We start from the raw sequence: 18562 nt of genomic DNA, 5'->3' as shown, positions 1-18562 counted from the left end.
TTATTTGATGTGGTGGCCATCGACTCATGGCAAAAGCTTGGCATCCCTAACCAGCGATTTGATGAGCTGAGAAACGAATACCCAAACACGGTGTTCATTGTCATTTTCCAACAAAACGGAGAAGGTGGCACGCGCGGGGGAGTGACGGCTGATTATGATGCTCCTGTATCCATCAAAGTTCATAAAGTCGATGAAACCTTTGATTTGAATTATGCGCGATTTGAAAAGAACAGGGGAAATAGGTTAGATGACGCCTGGATTGTATCAAGTAAATCGATTGTAGATTTAGATACAGCTACGCAAAGTGCACGAGATGATCACAAATAATGTTATGTGCATAGTATGGTTTTAATCAGTTCGATACAATTTCTATGGTCTCAAAAGACGAGTAAATAATACTTGTGACTCCAAATTCAAGTTCTTTGCTTGTTAGAGTAAGAATATGGTACTCGGTGAACTTTAAAGTCTTCAATATGAACGCTTCAAAAATGTACTTCTAACTGTCTTGTTTTAGGGAAAATTACCTTCAAATGAACAATGAAGGAACCAGAAGAAATGAAAAAGTACATTGCAAATGATTGCGACTTCATCAAATCAACTGGACCTTCATTGAATGAACACAGAGTCAAGTAGTTTAAATGGCGAGAACCTACTAAAACTACATCCTACTCACCACTAACCTTGACCAAACTATACTTACTCTGTGCTACTTTCTTATGGGTAATTAATTTTTAATAGTGATTAATGACAAGCATAATCCTACCCGTGAGACACCCCGAATCTGATACATTCCATCCCTTAAGAAACTTAAATCAAGTAGTTTCGAATCATTTATCATTCTAACATCCAAAGTCAACTTTTTTCCATACAAATTGACTATTTCAATAGAATCGAATGCTTCGGTCATGTTCTCTAAAAAAATAATATTCTCTTTGTTTTGATTTATGAACCTAAAAAACATATTGACTTTCGATTCATTTCCTATTCTTATACACTCGACGTCCACCTAAAGCCATACCAGCTACAGCTAGAACTTCTATAAATCCAAAGGGAGCAGGAGTTTCCGGATCACCAGGTTGTGCCATTACTGACATCGGAAGAAAGACCACTATTAGTGTAGCAATCCATAAATATCCATTTCTTCGCATGATTATGATTTTTTTTAAAAAATAGCTAGGAGACTTCACTCTAATTAATAATTCTATGAACAGAATCAATTAAAGTATTGTAAAAACATTGCCTGAAGACTCCCAGCTATTATTCTTGATTATTAATTATTGATTGCTTTTAAAACAATTTGATTTGACTCAGAACCTTCATCAAAGAAAACACGAACCATGTAAACTCCATTAGGTAATTTAAATGAATGTCTTGTACCTTGACTAGAATTCGTGATGAACCTACCACTTAAATCATAAACATTTACACTGAAGTTCTTTTCAAGATTTGATTGCACAGTCAAGACACCATCATTTGACCAACTGTAGATACCATGGTCATTCTGAGTATTCTCATCTAATGTAAGAGAATTGGAAAAGAATATTAGAAAACGCTCACCTACAAAAGAGGTGTCATTAGTGAAAACATATGGAGAGTTCGTTAAATTATGGATTAATCCATCTCGTTTATCTTCAAGATAAACACTGCGATATGAATACAAGTCTGAATCGTCTATTTCTATAGTGCAAGTGGCCCCATGATTCCTGTGAATAAGACCGACATTAAAAATGGCAGAATCAGAAGTCGAAATTCTGTTAATACTATAAAACTCTCCGTACGCTTCTGAATAGAAAGTCGGAACCGATGGATTATTAAGTAATTTTCTAGCATCGAATTTTGAATCATAGTATTCCGTCGCACCGGCATCGAATCCAACAAACAATTCATCTTGGTTCAAAGAGTCTAGAACTTCATGCAAACTGATATATACGCCATCTGCCACATTCTTATACAACTCTTGAGCAGTATTAATTCTTAAATTCGATCTCTGAAAGTTCAAACTCATAGTACTACTACCCGGGTCTGAGTCCAACTGCACCCAAAACGCTTGAAATGGTGAAATGTATCGGCTTCCGCCATTTACAGAAACATTTGAAACATATGAACTATATCCAGTTCCATTATAAACATGTATGGCGTTATGTAAACCAGTCTGACCCACCTGACCATTCCAATCATAATAAGCAGTAAAAGGATTTGATATTAAATTCCATCCTTCAGTATTAGACACAGCTGTTCCACCAACGAATTGTAGACCAGAACTTTGTCCATCATTATATTCCAGAGAACAACTCTTATCTGCGTTATCAATCGTTCCGGTAACTTCTATTGTTCCCGCATCAGCTCTTACAAAGTCACCATACTGATTGGACCCAACATACATCGCTACACCAGTTCCAGGGTTCAGAACAGTATTTACATTGCCATTGCAAGCTGGAATCCAAGATGCATTGCTAGCATCCCACTCCCATACAGATCCTTGCGGGCTATTGCTTGTATTTAAATTTGTGCCCGATTCAGCAAAATCAGTCAATGAAACATCAGTCATTGGGGCACCTAAATAATAGTATCGTCCATCCGAACTACCTCCATCTAAATCAAGCCATGCCTGCATAGTGACATCACCATTAACAGTACCCGCACCAAATAGCGTCGATCTTACAGATGGAGAATTAACAGCAAGTTTTAATAAAGCATTAGTTTTTAATTCAGTACCACTCTCTACTTTTACATTACAATATACATCCAACATCAATCCAGATATATAAGTAACTTCTGAACCACTAAACTTTAAAGTACCTTGTCCAAGAATCCCTAATCCATTATTAACAACGGATTTATTAACCGTCACCGTGTCATTAATATTTAACGAAAGAGAAAACCCATTATCAATAATCAAGGTGCTACAACTAAATGATCCAGGAACAGCGGTGTTCGATTTAATAACAGCAACATCACTAGAAGACGGATTGTTAGGTGACCAATTCTGACCATCCCATATACAATACTCACCTTCTTTTAAAGTGATTTCCCATAATTTATTAGACAGAGTGAGTCCAAAGTTTTGTGAACCGCCAAACGAATATACTTTAGTTTGGTCATATGTAGTATTCGATACAAACCTTCTCTCAGTAAAAGCACCAAGAGAATTACTTAAATTAAATTCATTCATTGTGCCAGCATTCTCAGAAGCATTTAGCACATCGTCGCCTCCAACAAATGTCCATGTAGAATCCGATATATCATACATCCAAATGTCATTTAATGACCCAGAATTAATTCCGTTAGTTTCATAGCCTGTACCTCCAAAAATGTACATTTTATCTCCGACTAGCACAGAGGAAGTACTGGTTCTAGGCCCTGGGAACAACGTATCCGGCACTCCTAGATTGTTATGACTCCAGCTAAATGGTCCGTAAGCTCCACCTAGAAAAGTCCAATTAACTCCACTCCATTTCCATAATTCATTTGAAAATTCTCCACCACCGCTAGAACTATTAACATATCCCCCGAACATATAGATTGCTCCATTCGAGTAAACCATCGTAGCACCACCCCTTGACCCAGGATTGTTAGTGGCCGTGTTAGAATTAATTCCATCGTTATAGCTTGATTCGAGACCACTACCCGTGCCTTTAAGCCAAGTCCATTGATCATTAGTTGTGTTAAAACGCCACAAATCGGCAATCTGCGCACCGCCAATATCAGTAGCTATACCAGCACCACCATACATATATACATACCCTGCATTAACGTCGTTTGCAATTGTGCCAGAATTACGAGCAGATGGATAGTTCGTAGCACTTTCGACATTTATTGTGCCATAAGAACCTGATGAGATTGCACCTTTATCACCTACTATATAAGTCCATTTGCCATCTAACAAATTGTACTTCCAGGTGTCAGCCAATCTTGTATAGCCGCTTGTGTTGGATTGATCCATTCCGTAACCACCAAACAAATACAGATGAGTTGATGTTTGCCAAGTAGTTGTATATATCCTAGAGGAAGGTATATTATTCACATCACCGACCCTTTGGGTTCCATAAGTTGCTCTAGTATCTTTATTATCAGATGTTCCTCCAAGGTAGGTCCAGTACCTTTCTTCAACGTTATATTTCCATAAATCATTGAGGTAACCTCGCACACCATTGCTAGTTATACCTACGCCTCCAAATAAATACAAATCACCATTATCATGCATCCAGATCGCTGAAGCCGATCTTGGACCGGGGTTCCAAGTAGATCCCGCAATATTCTGCGTACCATATATGCCTCCAGCAATACGATCGTCATCACCTTTAAACCAAATCCAAGAATTTGACGACACATCGTACTTCCATAACGCGTTTATTTCGCCAAAAAGCCCCGATTTATCTTTTGCTGCACCGCCAAAAACAAACACATCGGAACTGTTGCCATCCTTCCATGCGACACCGCGATAAACACTTCCAATTAGATTAGTGCTATTTTGTACTCCTTTCGTTCCAAAAACGGGTGTCCTGTTAAGTCCTGACTGACCTCCGACCCATGTCCAATCGTCTGTACTAATGTCATAGGACCATACATCAGCTAAATTTCCAAAACTGGATTGATCATACCCAGCACCTCCGATGAGCATAAGTTTTGTATTATCTTCAACCCAGAACAAAGGTGTTTCTCTACCTCCAGGAAGATTTGAGCCATTTTCAACACCCTTTGTGCCATACGATGATTTAATATTTACTGCATATGTAGCAGTGTTTCCTTCAATTGGCTTAAACTTATTAGAAACCATACTATACTTCCACATATCTGACAGGTGTCCGTAAGTAGAAGTATTGCCATATCCTAATCCACCATAAATATAAACCACACTGTCTACAACCCAAGTAGCAGTCCGTTCTCTAGCGCCAGGAATATTTGAAGGATGATAAACACTACTTTGGTTAATTGTAGTTTGCGCACATTGACCGCTACTCCCAGAAACCCAGGTCCAAAGTTCAGTAGAGGGGTCGAATTCCCAAACGTCATTTAACTGACAATAACCACCTCCATTATAACCTCTTCCACCAAACATATAGAACTTTCCTGTGATTGGTGATTGCCAATAAGAAGCGTTCTGTCGAGCACCAGGATAATTCCCTGAAGCGGAAGTGCCTTTTGTTCCGTAAGAACCACCCCATATTCGAGTCAACCCCCCTTTGACATAAGTCCAAGTTCCATTATTCACACTATATTTCCAGAGATCGCTGCACTCACCGAAAAGAATATTTGAGTCATATGCAGCACCACCGAATATATATATACTAATATCACCACCACTCTCATCTATCCACATTGCCGCACCCTCACGACCACCCGGAAAATTATTAGATGATGGAGTTCCAGCAGTTACTGATGGATTATGACTATTGATAGTGGTCTGTCCTGAAATCCAAACCCATTCGCTTAATTGTGAATCAAACTTCCATAAATCGTTTAGATGCCCATAATTTGCATTAGCATCATACCCCAAGCCTCCAAAAAAATAAACATCTCCGTTCGAGCTCTTAGCAAAAGCAACGCCTTGACGAGCTCCTGGGGTTATTGTTCGGTAGTCTAGGCCTTTAATGCCAGGAACTGTTTTCGTTTGATTTACAAGACCGTCTATCCAGACAGGTTCAACCTGACCAAAGCCAAGTAAACTCACTAGAAAACCTAGCGTAAGAATTTTTAACTTCAAAGGCATAATAAATTTGGTTTGACGGCGATTTCACCGAATTAGTTAAAGTGTTTTTAAGGCATCGAATCTATTTCAACCAAGGGATTGAGCGTCTATTATTTCGACAGTTGGTCATAATTATGACATCAACATGAAAAAACCCTTTCGTTAAAACTGTTTAAACTTGGAACGGGAGTGTTATTCCAGAACGTTCAGAATAGCTCGTAGTTTCGACCTGAATGAAGGTCCTACGTCTAACAATAATGAACCAACCTGAACGTAATCGAACTTATCAGAAACCGTATTGACATGTTTCGAATTCACAATCGTTTTACGATTGATCCGCCAAAAACAATTAGGCAACTCGTCTGAGATTTTGGATAATGTTTTACGAATAACTTCTGATTTAATATCAGATTCGTTCTTAAAATAAATCTTCAGTTTCCTTGGTTGATCACTCTCAATCAGAACGATATCAGAAAATTTTACACTTCGAAAGTGAGAAGCCCCAATTCTCAAAAAAACGAACGTCTGACATCCTTCCATGTCAGAACAATTTGAATAAGCCATAATGGAATTTATTACCCCCCTTCACCTAGAAAGAGGTGTACTCTTGTTTCGGCAAGCTAACGTCTAGTTTAGACTGAATCGAAGTGTTTTCGATGATTGAACTGATTTCAGCATGAAGGATACCATATTCATACAGTTTAAAAATTCAGGTAAATGCCAGGGAGGAAAGCTATTCACTACTGAAGTCTTACTTAGTGTCCTAACTTATATGAGATAGGTAATCGACAGTTCCAATACATAAGGAGAGAACTAAGCTTCCCGTAAGCCTTATAAATAGGCGATAAACCCAATTTGAAAGAACTAGATATTCCTCAGGCTGGAATCGGTGTGCTATTGTCATATGTTGTTACAATTGTTGTTAGATAAGTTATTTTAAAGTGGTTAAATTGCTGATATATAAATTTTTAAGTACTCAGTGTAATCTACCTTCTAAGCAGACGGTCATAGGTTCGAATCCTATCCGGATCACAAGAAAAAGCCAAGGCGTAATTGCTTTGGCTTTTTTTGTTTAGATATATTTCTGTACTTCATCAGATGACCAAGAAATATAAAATCTCTCTGAATATCGCACTGGCTTTGTTCGCCTTGACGGTAGGAATTTTCAAGGCATTTGATCTTGAGGATGAATCTACTTGGGAAGTGGTGGTTGTACTTTTTCCATTCTTTGGAAGTGCGCTAGTTTTTATGGGTAATGCTTACTGGTATAGTAGGAGTAGGTAGAAGGTCTGCGGTCTCTAGCCATATCATACCTGAATTCTCGCCTCCTTTCGGCGTCTCTGTGAAGTCATCCTTTCACCCTCTCTATTTTCATATATTTAGAATGGACAATCATACTACCTGACTATGAATCAGTTTACACGGTCTTTCGCAGTGCTTGCGTTGGGGGTACTTTCCGCTCCTGCATTATCGCAGGGGAGATTTAACCAAAACATTATGCCTTTAGGGGATAAGGAGGCGCTGATGGCCAATACCGGAACGGGGGGACATGGCTCTTCGGGGGCCGTGTATTACAATCCGGCTGCGCTGACGGAGTTAGAAGGTTCTAGCTTTTCATTTTCGGGAAATGCCTACTTCAGTTTTGATTTTAAAGCTGATCCACTGGTAACCCTAGGGAATGATGAGTTGGATTTTGAGGGGGCAGGTTATCGCTCACTTCCCAGTAGCATGATTGGAACCCGATCCTTTGGAGATTGGGTGGTGGCTTTCTCTCTTTTGGTTCCGTATCACTTTAATTATGAGGGCAAGAATGATTGGATTATCAATAGTCCCTCAAATCCGTATAACATTACCATTACTCAGGACTATAGAGAGGAGTATTTCTTAGGCGGACTCTCTACTGCTAAGAAGCTTGGCAACGGATGGTCACTTGGGTTGACGCTGACCGGACAGTATTACTACAGCTTGTTCACCACGGGGTCGAATGGCTATTTTATCTCAGACCCTACCATTGCGAGTATTTCACAATCTCGTCAAACGCTGGAGTCGTATACGCTTTTTGGAGTGGTAGGGATCCAGAAGAAGTGGGAGGATTTTGCGCTCGGACTCCGCGTTTCTTCACCGAGTATTCGCCTTGAGGGTTCAGGAGATTATTACCAGTATTCTTACATCAACGATGGATCGTCACCTCCGACTTCAAGTGTGTTGGATCTTGTGGGTAAGAAGGTTCACCAGAAGAATCCTATGGATTTTCGATTGGGGTTTTCATATCAAGTCTCAAAGAAAATCTTTTGGGCCATGGATGTAGCGTATGCCATGGAAGTTACGCATGATTATTACGAAGGCGAGGCGCCTGTAGACCCTGTGAGTCCTGAGAACATCCGAATAAGCACAGGGTTGAACGCTACGATAAAAGAGGATATAGATTCTTACTTTGGAATCAGTTATAACCCGTACAAGGAAGTGGTAAACGGTGAGGAGAGGCAGCAGAGCTTAGTGAGTGTTTCGGGCGGAAGCCGATTGAAGATTGCAAACTCTGTGAATACCATTGGTCTATTCTACGCTGTTAGCGGCTTGGAGAGCGCGGCAAGAATTGGGTCGGAAGATTCAATTCAATACCAGAGCTATTTTGGAGTGTCTGTTGGAACCACGGTGCAATTGGATAAATAATCAGTTCTAGATAGAATGGAAGGTGCCTCCACTTAGGAAGGTACTTTTTATCAGGATCACAATTTTCTAAATCAGGTTGAAGCGGTAGTTCAAACTGAGTAGGAACTGACTTCGTTTCCCAAATACTCCCAGTTCTGTGCGCGCAATCCAGTTCTTATTGAATTGATATTGAGCCCCTAGAATGAGGTTGAAGGGCGCAGTGACTTTCTTTTGAAGTTCGTAGTCGATCGTGGCATTTCCAACATCATTCCCCTGACCAAATTCTTCGATTTTATCAATGATTTGATTGGCGACAAGTCGTTGAGCTGGCGGGAGCCCGCTGGCCCAGTCGCGCATGGTTTCTATGTTTTGTCCCGTGCCAACACTGGGGAAGATGTCAGAGATGGGCAGATTGCCTCGCGTGTCGTTTTGGAGTTTTTGATAGAAAGCTCCCACCCAGATTGCCATGGATCTATCCGGGCGTGTGGGATTGAGGAAGTTGTGGCCTACTCGAAGACTAGAATTAAAGGCAGGCACAGGTTCAACAAGTGCTTCTACATCCACGAAGTTGTAGTTGTTATCCCAAGCAATCCAGACGGGCCCCACGGCGCCAGTTAGGGTGGCACCAATGCCGTAGGATTGAGCGGTGAAATGTTGTGAAGTTTGAAAACCAATGGGTTTCAATAAGGTGACTTCTGTGGTGGTGGTTCCTCCGCCCAGAATTCCGTAGAGGTTTAGAAAGGGAAATAGCCAGATATCCGGACGAACGGTATAAGCATGCGTGGTAGCGATAGTAGGTCCAAATTCGATGAAGCTACTCATGTCCACTTTTTGTCCACCATTGAAACCTATGGACGTAGATTGAATGGTGATTTCTTGGGTTTGTGTAAAGTAGACCGGACTAATGCCTGCGGCCAATTGAAGGTCAAAACCTCTCCGATAGGCACCTTTGCCGTAAATGGGCAAGTAATAGTCGTAGTCCATCGTTTGTAGACTGTCGAAATACGCCTTGTACGCTTCGTTCTTTTCGCGATTTACACCCTGTGCCATAGAAGTTAGGCTAGAGGTGATTAAGGCTAGTAAAAGTAGCTTCTTCATACGCTATTATTCTGGGATGTCGTGTCTACCAATGGGTATGCTCACATAGATGTACCCAATGCGATTTTGTTGAATGCCGTCGTTCTTTGAAACATCCGTGAGTCCCATGTAGTAGCGAACTCCCGTTGTGATACCTCGACCGTGGAAAAGCTTGTATCCAACGCCAACAGTCAGTCCAGCATCCCATCGATGGTGTTGATTGATCAAGTCGTGTTTGTACTCCAAATCGTTATCGCCGGACTGTATTCGAAATCGATCATAGGCGGCGGTCATAAATCCCACTTGTGGACCTCCTTCTAAAAAGAGGAAATTCGGGAAACGGTAGCGAATGAAAGCGGGAAGATGAATGTATCCCAATCGTCGCGTTACCTTTGATTTGTCAAGTTGATCGTCGATAGAGCTAATGCCTGTGGTGTAGGGGGAAATATTGGCTCCACCACCTGGAGATTTCACGATAAACCCCGTGTGCAAGAACCACGATTCACGGATTCGAATATCAAAGTACATCCCCAAATTCAAGGTGTAACGAGCTTTGAGTTCTTCCGTTTGCGTCAAAGTTGGAATCGCCAATCCTCCATCCAATCCAAACTCTACACCATCCGAGTTTAACTTATCGCCAAATAGCAGGGAAATCAGTATTTGCGATTGTGCCGCTACTGACATTCCTAGAAGTGCTATGACGAATAGTTTTTTCACTTAGAGACACATCTAAATCCCAGGTGTTCTTGACCAGAATCAAAAGCAGTTGCCATTCGAGCAGAGGGGCGGTAATTGCTGCAGTATTCTGAACTACAGAGGAAAGACCCACCTTTGGTAACGCGTTTAGGGACGAGTGGGTCATTCGGGTCGTAGCTCTGCGAAGGGCCATTCGGGTTCACGCATCCACGCACTTTTGCCAACGCTTTATTGCTCCGGTGGGTATCGGGACGATACCAGTCGGAGGTCCATTCCCAAACATTCCCAATCATGTCGTACAGCCCATAATCATTGGGAGGGAAGCTCTTAACGGGAGCGGTGGTTGAATAGCCGTCGGCGGCAGAATTGCCGTCAGGAAAAGTGCCTTGAAAGTAATTGGCTAGATATTCTCCTTCTGGAGTGAGTTCATTGCCCCATGCGAAATCGCTGGGTCCATTTCCTCCAAGCGCAGCAATTTCCCATTGTGCTTCGGTTGGTAAACTCTTGCCCGCCCAATTGGCGTAGGCTTGTGCGTCTTCAAATGCGATGTGAACGACCGGATGCTGGTCTTTTCCTTCAATGGAACTGTTCGGACCGTGAGGATGCTTCCAATCGGCGCCTAATTCCCATTTCCACCACTGCGACAAATCGTATAAGTTGGCGGCTTGTGCTGGTTCAAAAATCAATGAGCCAGGCTGAAGAATAGAATCCGGTGGTCGAGGTGTGTTTGGAGGAAGTTGCTTCTTGATTTCCTCCCAATCTACTGGACGTTCTGCCACGGTTTTGTAGCCTGTAGCTTCTACAAATGCCCTGAATTGAGCATTGGTCACTTCGGTTTCATCCATCCAAAATCCGTCCACTTCAACTTCGTAAACCGGGCCTTCTACATTCTTGGCTTCCGAACCTTCGTTTCCTACACGGTATGTTCCTCCTTCAATCCAAACCATGCCCTCGTGTTCGGGATCTGGCGTGGAGTTACAAGAACTGAGAAGGCTAAATGCAACAGCTAAAAGGAGTAGCGGGTATTTCATCTATCGTGTTGATTTCTTATTTAGTTGAAGGTTGTGCTCGAATCAGAAAGATAGTTAGAATCTCTTAGCGATGCCTGCAGAAATGCCGTAGCTATCGTACGCATCTACTTTGAGATCCCAGTTAACGGCCATCACAAACTCCATATCCCACCTCATTTCTAGGGAGTAGTCTGCGCCTATTCTAAACAGTCCGTAGTTGCCCTCTTTGGCTGTTTCAAGGCCTCCGCCGATGTAAGCGAGAATCGATTTGTATTGATAACCGGCAGTGATGCAAGAGGCTATTGGTCGGGATCGTTCGATTACTATACCTTGATTTTCAGTTGATTCGTATTCGAAGGATTCAATGATGATTTCATTGTGCCATCCAAGCGTGATTCCATTGGGAAGGGCATAATTGTAATCGATCGCCCAAGAGGGAGTTATAATGGCAGTGGTTATACCGTTTTTAGCCCCCTTTGGAATGATGCTATGACCGATTAATACACCGATGGAATTGGGCTTGCCTTCAGGTTCTGTCTGACTCATTCCGGCGTTCGAAATACAAAACAACAATAGGAAGGAGAGGAGGAAATAGTGTCGAGGCATAGTGGTTAGGTTTACCACAATATACCATTTGTACGTGGAAGTCCATTGAGTCGTACAAGTGTAGTAGAGAGAATATTTCTAAATTGGACAGATTCAAAAATTCAACTGAAAACTAGATTTAATGAAGGTTATCAAATATGGCGTTGTACTATCCATCGCATTTCTAGCCTCATGTGGCTCCGCTCAATTGGCTTCCCCAACAACTTCTGATGTAGAGAGAGTAAGCACTGCTAACCCGGACCTCACGCTTGCGGAATTGACCAAAGGCTACGAGTTGTACTCTGCGAATTGCAATAAGTGTCACGGCTTAGAAGATCCGAAAGCCTATACCGAGGAGGAGTGGAGACGTCTTGTTCCAGCCATGGTTCCGAAGGCAAACAGAAAAGGTTCTACCCTCACACCTTCTGATGAGAATCTGATTTTGCAATACGTATTGGCTATGGGGCCTCATGCAAAGTAGGTAACCGTAACCTAGTTTCAGTATACGTCACCTTAGAGTTCTACCAAATCAAACGTCGGATAGCCTCTTTCTCCAACATTGTTGTAGAAATCAGTAAACCGGAGTTTGTAAATTTTACCCGATACGCTTCGAATCACATAAATGATGGAATTGTCGATTTCGTAAAGTCCTGAATCGAAGTTGTACTCTTTCCATTCATAGCCAATCACATCGTGTTGACTGGAGAAGGAGAGCGCGGTGCTGGATTCATAGGTGGTATTCTCCCATGAATCGCTAGAAATTGCCACTTCCACTTGGTGTGGGTTGATGAGAACTCCAGTAACCGAGTAGGGAAGGGGGGGATTGTGGAATACATAAGTGTAGGGCGTAAACCAAAGATCCCAACCCGCACGATGAGGCTCTATGTCAACCACAGATCGACGATCTATGCTGAAGCATGTGTAGGTAGTATTCGCTGCTTTTGCAATGGTGAAAGTGTCTTCTGAAGTCAAGGCCAAATCGGCCACTCGAATGGAGTATTCGCTTTCAGAATGACTGAGTATTTGCAGTCGAATATAGCCTCTGGAACTACCGTCAACGTTACGTCCAAGGTCTAACGCAAAAAATCCGGTAAGCTGACGGTAGTCGCCAAAAGCAGTGCTGTCTAAATCTCCCTTGGAAGAGTCGTATTTCCAATCAAGACTGTCGAGTTGAAGAGGCGATGAGAACTCTTTGTTTACATGTGCAACTGCATTGTAAAGGGCGGAATTCAAGACGATGTGATAGCCTTCTTCTGCGGATTCGAAGCCGAGATCCCATTCGGTCTTTACATTCTGACGAATCACGGTTTTTTCTTCTAAACTGTAGTACAGTTGATGGCTGTAATCAGGCCCGATTTCTACAGAATGACTTTCTTCTGAACCAGATGTATGGCCTGGAATGGCTACCTCGTCAGGCTGGCAAGCGCTGAGAAGAAGAACAGCAGTGGTGAGTATTGTGATTCTCATTTTCCGATGGTATATGATAATCCGATGAAGTAGGATCTTCCCCAGTTTTGAGGGATGGAGCCACCTCCTGAATGCGCTCCACTACTTGAGGTTGCGTTTAGTAAGGTGACGTTGAAGAGGTTTTTAGCGCCTGCTGTAAGTTTCAACTTGCGCTTAAAGAAGGAAGTTGATGCGGTTAGGTCCATGGAGTGATAGTCGTCAATTCGCGTTTGGTAAACCTGGTCGTCCGAATCTATTCCGTACCCCAGTTGCACGCCATTGTACTTGTAGAATAGGCTTAGATTGAGGTTGATGCTAGGGATGAAATACTTTAAGGTGCTCTGAATTTCTGGGCTGTAGAGTACGGGTTCTTCGGCTAATTCGATGGTTCGACCAGATTGCCCTGTGTATGCGACTCCAAGATCAATAGACCACTGCTCGTAACTCAAAGCGGTTCCCAAATTGATTCCCATGGATTGAAACTCGCCTATATTCACATAGCTGTAGAGTGTGGAACTTCCGGTCTGAGCGAGGGAGATGAGGTTTTGAATATCGTTGTAGAAGGATTCCACCCACCAGTTAAAACGACCTCCACTGAACGTGTGGTTGTGATGAAAGCTCACTCGAAAATTGTGGCCATCTTCAGGAAGAAGAGAGGTGTTGCCATGGATGTCGTGGTTGATATCTACAAAATCGAAATAGAGTTCTTTCAATGAAGGTGATCTAAATCCTCGAGCATAGGAGAAGCGCATCACGTTTTCGCGCTTTCCCCAGCGGAGTTGGAAGGAGGGAATCACAGGAATTTCGAAGGTGCTGTTGTAGCCGAAGCGTACGCCGGGGCGAAGAATCAAAGCTTCAGTAATGTTCCATTCAACATCGGTGAAGCCTGCAATATTGGTAATTTGTTGCCGTCCGTTTTCAATGCGTCTTCCTACAGTAGATTCCATGTTCATATCGTAACCCAAGGAGTATCGCACGGCATTGCTGTCGGCGGAAGAACTCCAAGTACCTCTGCTCATCCAGGAATCAAATCGAGTGGTGTCTTGGTCGCCGGAGTTCGACGATAATTCAGAGTCGAGGTTCGTGAGGTTTCTTACAAAGGTGTTCTTTGTGCGGTTGTAGTAATTGTAGGCTGTGAGAATGTTGAGTTGAGAGTTCGATGGGGTTTTCCAATTCACTCGAATGGAAGCGTCGTTTCTATCGGTTTGGTATATATCGTCAAATGCCGTTTCTCCATAGGGACCGCGAGGTAAACCCCTGTTGGTCATTTCTTCCGTGTAGATAGAGGCTCCTAATCCGATGTTGAGGTTTTGTCGTGGGTTATAGTCGTAGTTCAGACGTCCCATCCATTGGAGTTTGGGTTTCCAAGTTTGGAAGCGGGATGAATCGCTGATTATTTCAGATAGATATTGGAATTGAGGGTCTCCATTGGACCAACCGTCAAAGTATTGTCGGCCACCGTTGAATTTAACTTGGTGTTTGGAGGTGCCTAGGTTAAGGTTGAGGTGGGTGTTGTATTGTCCCACCGACTCATAGTAGGTTTTAATTTGAGCTGCGGTGACGTTGGTGTTTGGCTTGGTGATGATGTTGATGGTTCCACCGAGGGCGTCGGTGCCGTATTGCACGGAGAGAGGACCTTTAATGACTTCTATGCGCTCCACGCTGTTGGCGTCAATCTGACTAAGGTCGATGTTACCGTCTAGTCGGCCGACCACCGGGACTCCATCGATGAGAACCTTGATATTTTGTCCTGAAACGCCTTGCATTTCCATCTGGCTTCCAAGAACATTGTCTTGATAGCTTCTGAGGTTCAATTCTTTAGAGAGGATTTCGCTCACATTGTTGGCGCCCATTTGTTCAATGCGAGATTTTTGGATGACGCGAACATCGTGAACCGCAGCCTCTGCGGTGGTTGGCGCATGTTGTCCGGTAACGACGATGTCTTGTAGGATCTCAGAACGGGGTTCTAGTTGAACGGTAGCTGGGATCTGAGTAAGTCGGGTTTCGTAGGTAGAATATCCCAAGGCATCAATTGCAATCAGTTGGTTACCATCGGTTTGCTTATTGATGGTGATTTGACCTTCACGGTTGGAGAAAATCACGTTTTCAACCGTTCCACTGGGCGACTTAATCTTCACACAAGCGTACGGAACAGGCAACTTGTTTTCGTCCACAATGTGAATAGTATGCTGACTCCATGCTGTGAGGGAGGTCAGGAGTAAGAGTAGGGTGAGGGGGAACGTGCGGTTCAATTTGCTTCAGTTCAAAGTGAAACCCTGAGTCTGAAGGGTTCCAGACTCAGGGCAATTGCACAAAGTGCAACACACAACTATGCTTATTCTACAGAGCTTACAGTTGGAGTGAGTGTGACGTACTCATTCATCAGTTCTTTCAGCTCTTCACGTAATTCGGTTTCAGAAAGGTCTTTTGATTCTTCTTCAAAAGCGTACAATGCTTTCCAAAGGAGTTTGCCGTCTACAAAAGATTCAATCTCTACGTTGTTGTTCGGAAGGAGAATTTCGTCCCATACCGAACGAACGGTTCTCCAGTATGCCTTGTGCTCATTCCACCAAACTCGTGCTACCTCACATTTTGAATCATCAGTAGAGGTGTAGCGGTTGAGGCCGGCTTCGCTAACAATAGGTGTTTTCTCGCCGTCTTTCAGAACGGTTTTGATGTTTTCTTGAATGTGATCAAATCCATTTTCTGTGATTTCATGGCGGTTGGTACGCTCCATGACATTATAGTCGCTGCGCTTGGTGTATTCACGTCTAGGAAGTGGCGCGTTGGTAGTGCTTTCCCAAAAAGATCGACCATCAACGTGTACCCATGTTGCGCTTCCTTGGTAGCGGGGACTGTCATCCACTTGGTAGACCTTCTGTGTCCACTGACCTTCTGCAGAGTTTTCATCAAGCTTGACATAATCCCATTTGGAATCTCCCATGAAGTTGTGGATGTCTGTGTTTTCGAACAACCAATCTTGTCTCCAGTGTTTTACGATGATGGAATCGTTCACCACCAAAATGTGTTGAATCACAATTTTGTCATCTTCCGTTTCATCCGCAAAAATCCACTCTGCTGTGGCATGTGCATGATACGGTTCACGTCTTTCGTAGTCTTCTGCATAAATGAAGGTTTCCACGAAGTCGAATTCAACTTCTTTACAACCGCATTGCGCGAGGATGGCATCGCGATCTTCCTGACTCTGAGCAAGGGTAGGTACGCTCAAAAGGCTCAATGAAAGAAGGGCTAATTTTTTCATTTCGATGGTTTATTGGATGATGATTCTTTCGGTTTGAACGTCGGATCCACTTTGAACGCGAAGGATATAAATCCCTCTAGGCAGTGCGCTAACGTCGATGGATTGTGTGGATAGGCTGGATTTCAAAGAAGTTGTGCGTACTATACTTCCATTGGTGGAAAGGAGTTGAGCGGTAGCATTTTCATTGTAATCAGAAACAATCGTGATGATGTCTGAAGCGGGATTGGGATACACCTCTATGAAAGAAGACGATTCTTCATTTAGGCCAATGGTAGAAACCAAACTTTTATTGAAGTACATTTTTCCCGTAGATGATCCACCAAATCCTGTGAACACAACCTTGTAAATGTCCTCATTTGCTGTTTTTACGAAGTACACTGTACTGTCTGCGATATCATATCCGCCTTGAGAGAAGTTGTATGACTTCCAATCGTAGCCAATGGTGTTCATATCGCTTGAGAATCCCCATGAACCCCAGTTGGTATAGGTATTTGGATCATTTACTGGATAGGCTTTTACCGCTTGTGCATCAGGCTGAAGAAGAACACCTGTTACGTTGTATGGCATTCCGAGGTCTGCCGTGTACTTTCCGAAGTACAGATCCCAGTCGCTTTGTGGCTCTACTTGTACAGATGAATGGTTAATTAGGCTGAAGTAGCCAAAGTCGACATTTGTAAAGTCTGATTTAGTGAGCACGTGCGACATGTCCATGCTATTGTCGAGGGATGCATGATGGAAGTAGAAAGATCCTGAAGTGAGAGAGTTGATGATCAACTTTTGGTAAGAGCCATTCCCAAATTCCAATACAAAGATTCTATTTCCGGTAATGACGTGAGTGCTCATATCGTATTCACCCCAACCAACGTCCAAACCGTTTTCCAGGGAATTGAGTGCACCTTCATACCAACTGATTTCCCCGTTTGTCAATTCCGTCCATCCAGATATACCGGTTGTGTCTAGGGTTTCAAAATCAGATGTATCACCTGGATAGGCCCATGCTCGAATACCGCTTCCGGCGTTGATACGGATAGCATATCCCGTTGGAGACACATCAAATCCAAGATCCCAGATGCTGACGTTGTTAGAAGACACTTCTCCATTGGAAAGGCTGTACCATACTTCACTTTGGTAGCCTGGGTCAAGGGAAACTGAATCTTGCTGCGAGAATGCGATAGAGCTAGTGAGGCAGGCAAGGGTAACCGTGTATAAACGCTTCATTATCTTTATTTAGATTGATTTAAAATAACGAGGCAAATATAGTTGTGACGAAGAATAACGTCAAAGGAAAAGCCAATAAAATTAGAAGGATTCTAAATAGCGGTCTAAATGATTAATAATCAAACAAATGAAGTTCGATTACTGGTGTATGTTTCAAGATGTGAAGTATGAAAATGACGGTATACGTCGAAAATATCCTATACAGATGATAAGGTTCGTCGACGTGCTAATGCATGGGAAGGTACTCCCGTATTATGGGAGAGATGGAAGAACGATAAGAATACTTTATACCATTATTATATAGCGCCTCAGAATTCACTCAAATATTTAGAGAGTGAATCACCCGAGTGGATATTCAATTTTTTTCGGATTCGGTGTCGGGCTACATCCACGGAAGCGGATTTAATATTCAAGCTTGTGGCGATGGACTTAGAACTTTGGCCCAATCGCAAGAGTGTACAGATGCGCAATTCGTGAGAGGTGAGGTCGGGATGGGAGCGCTGGAGGCGTTGGAGGAACGTCTCTTCTGTAGTCTCACTAAAATGAGATTCAACGTAATAGCTGGAAGTTGCACTTTTCTTTCTTTGGATGAGTTGCTTCATCTCTTCGAGGTAGTAGGGGTCCGAAGTGCGTTGGAACGCAGAAAGGCGATCTTCAATTCGCTCGATAAAAGCGTGATGATCTTCGATGAAGTCTTTGATATGCATATTACTTCCAGTCTTGTTGATACCATCTATACGCCCAGTATTCTTTTCACGTTGGGGTGAGATCGAAAAAAAAATGAAATAGTATTCTGATTTGATTTTTACCTGCGGCAAACGGGCTGTATTGTTACGATTTCAAGTGAAATAGTATTTTTTGTAGGGTTTATCGTTCAATTTCATTGTAGAGAATCCTTAATCTGCTATATTTGGGATGCACGATTCGTTT

At 42.8% G+C, this 18562-nt stretch carries 15 protein-coding genes and 1 pseudogene; 4 read left to right on the top strand and 12 right to left on the bottom strand.

Translation table 11 applies throughout. The features are described 5' to 3' along the window. Positions 1-327 (top strand): annotated as a pseudogene (locus F8C82_RS14735) (antirestriction protein); the annotation flags it as partial. A 647-nt stretch (positions 328-974) separates the two neighbouring features. On the opposite strand, the gene F8C82_RS14730 reads toward F8C82_RS14735, so the two are convergent. From F8C82_RS14730 to F8C82_RS14990, 3 genes are all read right to left on the bottom strand, one after another. Then, positions 975-1148 (bottom strand): hypothetical protein, encoded by a 174-nt coding sequence (locus tag F8C82_RS14730; RefSeq protein ID WP_170266185.1) that lies wholly within the window; start codon positions 1146-1148, stop codon positions 975-977. Positions 1149-1270: 122 nt separating this feature from the next. Next, positions 1271-5710: a Kelch repeat-containing protein gene (locus F8C82_RS07295; RefSeq protein WP_151692885.1), complete on the bottom strand. Its 4440-nt coding sequence runs from the start codon at positions 5708-5710 to the stop codon at positions 1271-1273. A gap of 171 nt (positions 5711-5881) precedes the next feature. Then, complete coding sequence (locus F8C82_RS14990) at positions 5882-6229, bottom strand: LytTR family transcriptional regulator DNA-binding domain-containing protein (RefSeq protein ID WP_223279500.1); 348 nt, start codon at positions 6227-6229, stop codon at positions 5882-5884. A gap of 558 nt (positions 6230-6787) precedes the next feature. Between F8C82_RS14990 and F8C82_RS07285 the strand changes: the two genes are divergently transcribed. Further along, complete coding sequence (locus F8C82_RS07285) at positions 6788-6973, top strand: hypothetical protein (RefSeq protein ID WP_151692883.1); 186 nt, start codon at positions 6788-6790, stop codon at positions 6971-6973. Between the two features lie 123 nt (positions 6974-7096). Continuing rightward, positions 7097-8359 (top strand): hypothetical protein, encoded by a 1263-nt coding sequence (locus F8C82_RS07280; protein ID WP_151692882.1) that lies wholly within the window; start codon positions 7097-7099, stop codon positions 8357-8359. A gap of 66 nt (positions 8360-8425) precedes the next feature. Here F8C82_RS07280 and F8C82_RS07275 read toward each other — a convergent pair whose 3' ends face one another. The 4 genes from F8C82_RS07275 to F8C82_RS07260 are packed head-to-tail and all read right to left on the bottom strand — an operon-like array spanning position 8426 to position 11727. Further along, entirely contained in the window at positions 8426-9436 is a 1011-nt protein-coding gene (locus F8C82_RS07275) for a hypothetical protein (RefSeq protein WP_223279459.1), read from the bottom strand. A 6-nt stretch (positions 9437-9442) separates the two neighbouring features. Continuing rightward, complete coding sequence (locus F8C82_RS07270; protein WP_151692881.1) at positions 9443-10099, bottom strand: porin family protein; 657 nt, start codon at positions 10097-10099, stop codon at positions 9443-9445. A gap of 29 nt (positions 10100-10128) precedes the next feature. Further along, a complete protein-coding gene (locus tag F8C82_RS07265; RefSeq protein ID WP_151692880.1) occupies positions 10129-11142 on the bottom strand; it encodes a formylglycine-generating enzyme family protein in 1014 nt (337 codons plus the stop codon). Positions 11143-11196: 54 nt separating this feature from the next. Further along, positions 11197-11727: a hypothetical protein gene (locus tag F8C82_RS07260; RefSeq protein WP_151692879.1), complete on the bottom strand. Its 531-nt coding sequence runs from the start codon at positions 11725-11727 to the stop codon at positions 11197-11199. Positions 11728-11848: 121 nt separating this feature from the next. Between F8C82_RS07260 and F8C82_RS07255 the strand changes: the two genes are divergently transcribed. Continuing rightward, positions 11849-12187, top strand: coding sequence for a c-type cytochrome (locus F8C82_RS07255; protein ID WP_151692878.1), 339 nt, complete (start codon positions 11849-11851; stop codon positions 12185-12187). Between the two features lie 32 nt (positions 12188-12219). On the opposite strand, the gene F8C82_RS07250 is transcribed toward F8C82_RS07255, so the two are convergent. The 5 genes from F8C82_RS07250 to F8C82_RS07230 form a co-directional block, all read right to left on the bottom strand. Beyond that, complete coding sequence (locus F8C82_RS07250) at positions 12220-13173, bottom strand: HmuY family protein (protein ID WP_151692877.1); 954 nt, start codon at positions 13171-13173, stop codon at positions 12220-12222. After that, positions 13170-15404: a TonB-dependent receptor plug domain-containing protein gene (locus F8C82_RS07245; RefSeq protein WP_151692876.1), complete on the bottom strand. Its 2235-nt coding sequence runs from the start codon at positions 15402-15404 to the stop codon at positions 13170-13172. Before F8C82_RS07245 ends, F8C82_RS07250 begins: the two co-directional genes overlap by 4 nt. An 83-nt stretch (positions 15405-15487) precedes the next feature. Beyond that, the gene (locus F8C82_RS07240) at positions 15488-16414 is read right to left on the bottom strand and encodes a DUF6607 family protein (protein WP_188477410.1); all 927 of its coding nucleotides are present in this window, start codon (positions 16412-16414) and stop codon (positions 15488-15490) included. Between the two features lie 9 nt (positions 16415-16423). Continuing rightward, positions 16424-17632, bottom strand: a complete 1209-nt coding sequence (locus tag F8C82_RS07235) for a T9SS type A sorting domain-containing protein (protein WP_151692875.1) — start codon at positions 17630-17632, stop codon at positions 16424-16426. Between the two features lie 308 nt (positions 17633-17940). Continuing rightward, positions 17941-18339, bottom strand: coding sequence for a helix-turn-helix transcriptional regulator (locus F8C82_RS07230; RefSeq protein ID WP_151692874.1), 399 nt, complete (start codon positions 18337-18339; stop codon positions 17941-17943). Positions 18340-18562: the final 223 nt, after the last annotated feature.

The sequence above is a fragment of the Phaeocystidibacter marisrubri genome (assembly GCF_008933165.1).
Lineage (GTDB): Bacteria > Bacteroidota > Bacteroidia > Flavobacteriales > Schleiferiaceae > Phaeocystidibacter > Phaeocystidibacter marisrubri.
Note: the sequence above shows the minus strand (reverse complement) of the source record. Positions and strands in the feature narration are given on the sequence as shown.

What these genes read in the sequence shown, in the direction of transcription:
- F8C82_RS14730 (WP_170266185.1), bottom strand. Translation starts at nt 1,148, where the DNA reads ATGCGAAGAAATGGATATTTATGGATTGCTACACTAATAGTGGTCTTT.
- F8C82_RS07295 (WP_151692885.1), bottom strand. Translation starts at nt 5,710, where the DNA reads ATGCCTTTGAAGTTAAAAATTCTTACGCTAGGTTTTCTAGTGAGTTTA.
- F8C82_RS14990 (WP_223279500.1), bottom strand. Translation starts at nt 6,229, where the DNA reads ATGGAAGGATGTCAGACGTTCGTTTTTTTGAGAATTGGGGCTTCTCAC.
- F8C82_RS07285 (WP_151692883.1), top strand. Translation starts at nt 6,788, where the DNA reads ATGACCAAGAAATATAAAATCTCTCTGAATATCGCACTGGCTTTGTTC.
- F8C82_RS07280 (WP_151692882.1), top strand. Translation starts at nt 7,097, where the DNA reads ATGAATCAGTTTACACGGTCTTTCGCAGTGCTTGCGTTGGGGGTACTT.
- F8C82_RS07275 (WP_223279459.1), bottom strand. Translation starts at nt 9,436, where the DNA reads ATGAAGAAGCTACTTTTACTAGCCTTAATCACCTCTAGCCTAACTTCT.
- F8C82_RS07270 (WP_151692881.1), bottom strand. Translation starts at nt 10,099, where the DNA reads ATGTCAGTAGCGGCACAATCGCAAATACTGATTTCCCTGCTATTTGGC.
- F8C82_RS07265 (WP_151692880.1), bottom strand. Translation starts at nt 11,142, where the DNA reads ATGAAATACCCGCTACTCCTTTTAGCTGTTGCATTTAGCCTTCTCAGT.
- F8C82_RS07260 (WP_151692879.1), bottom strand. Translation starts at nt 11,727, where the DNA reads ATGCCTCGACACTATTTCCTCCTCTCCTTCCTATTGTTGTTTTGTATT.
- F8C82_RS07255 (WP_151692878.1), top strand. Translation starts at nt 11,849, where the DNA reads ATGAAGGTTATCAAATATGGCGTTGTACTATCCATCGCATTTCTAGCC.
- F8C82_RS07250 (WP_151692877.1), bottom strand. Translation starts at nt 13,173, where the DNA reads ATGAGAATCACAATACTCACCACTGCTGTTCTTCTTCTCAGCGCTTGC.
- F8C82_RS07240 (WP_188477410.1), bottom strand. Translation starts at nt 16,414, where the DNA reads ATGAAAAAATTAGCCCTTCTTTCATTGAGCCTTTTGAGCGTACCTACC.
- F8C82_RS07235 (WP_151692875.1), bottom strand. Translation starts at nt 17,632, where the DNA reads ATGAAGCGTTTATACACGGTTACCCTTGCCTGCCTCACTAGCTCTATC.
- F8C82_RS07230 (WP_151692874.1), bottom strand. Translation starts at nt 18,339, where the DNA reads ATGCATATCAAAGACTTCATCGAAGATCATCACGCTTTTATCGAGCGA.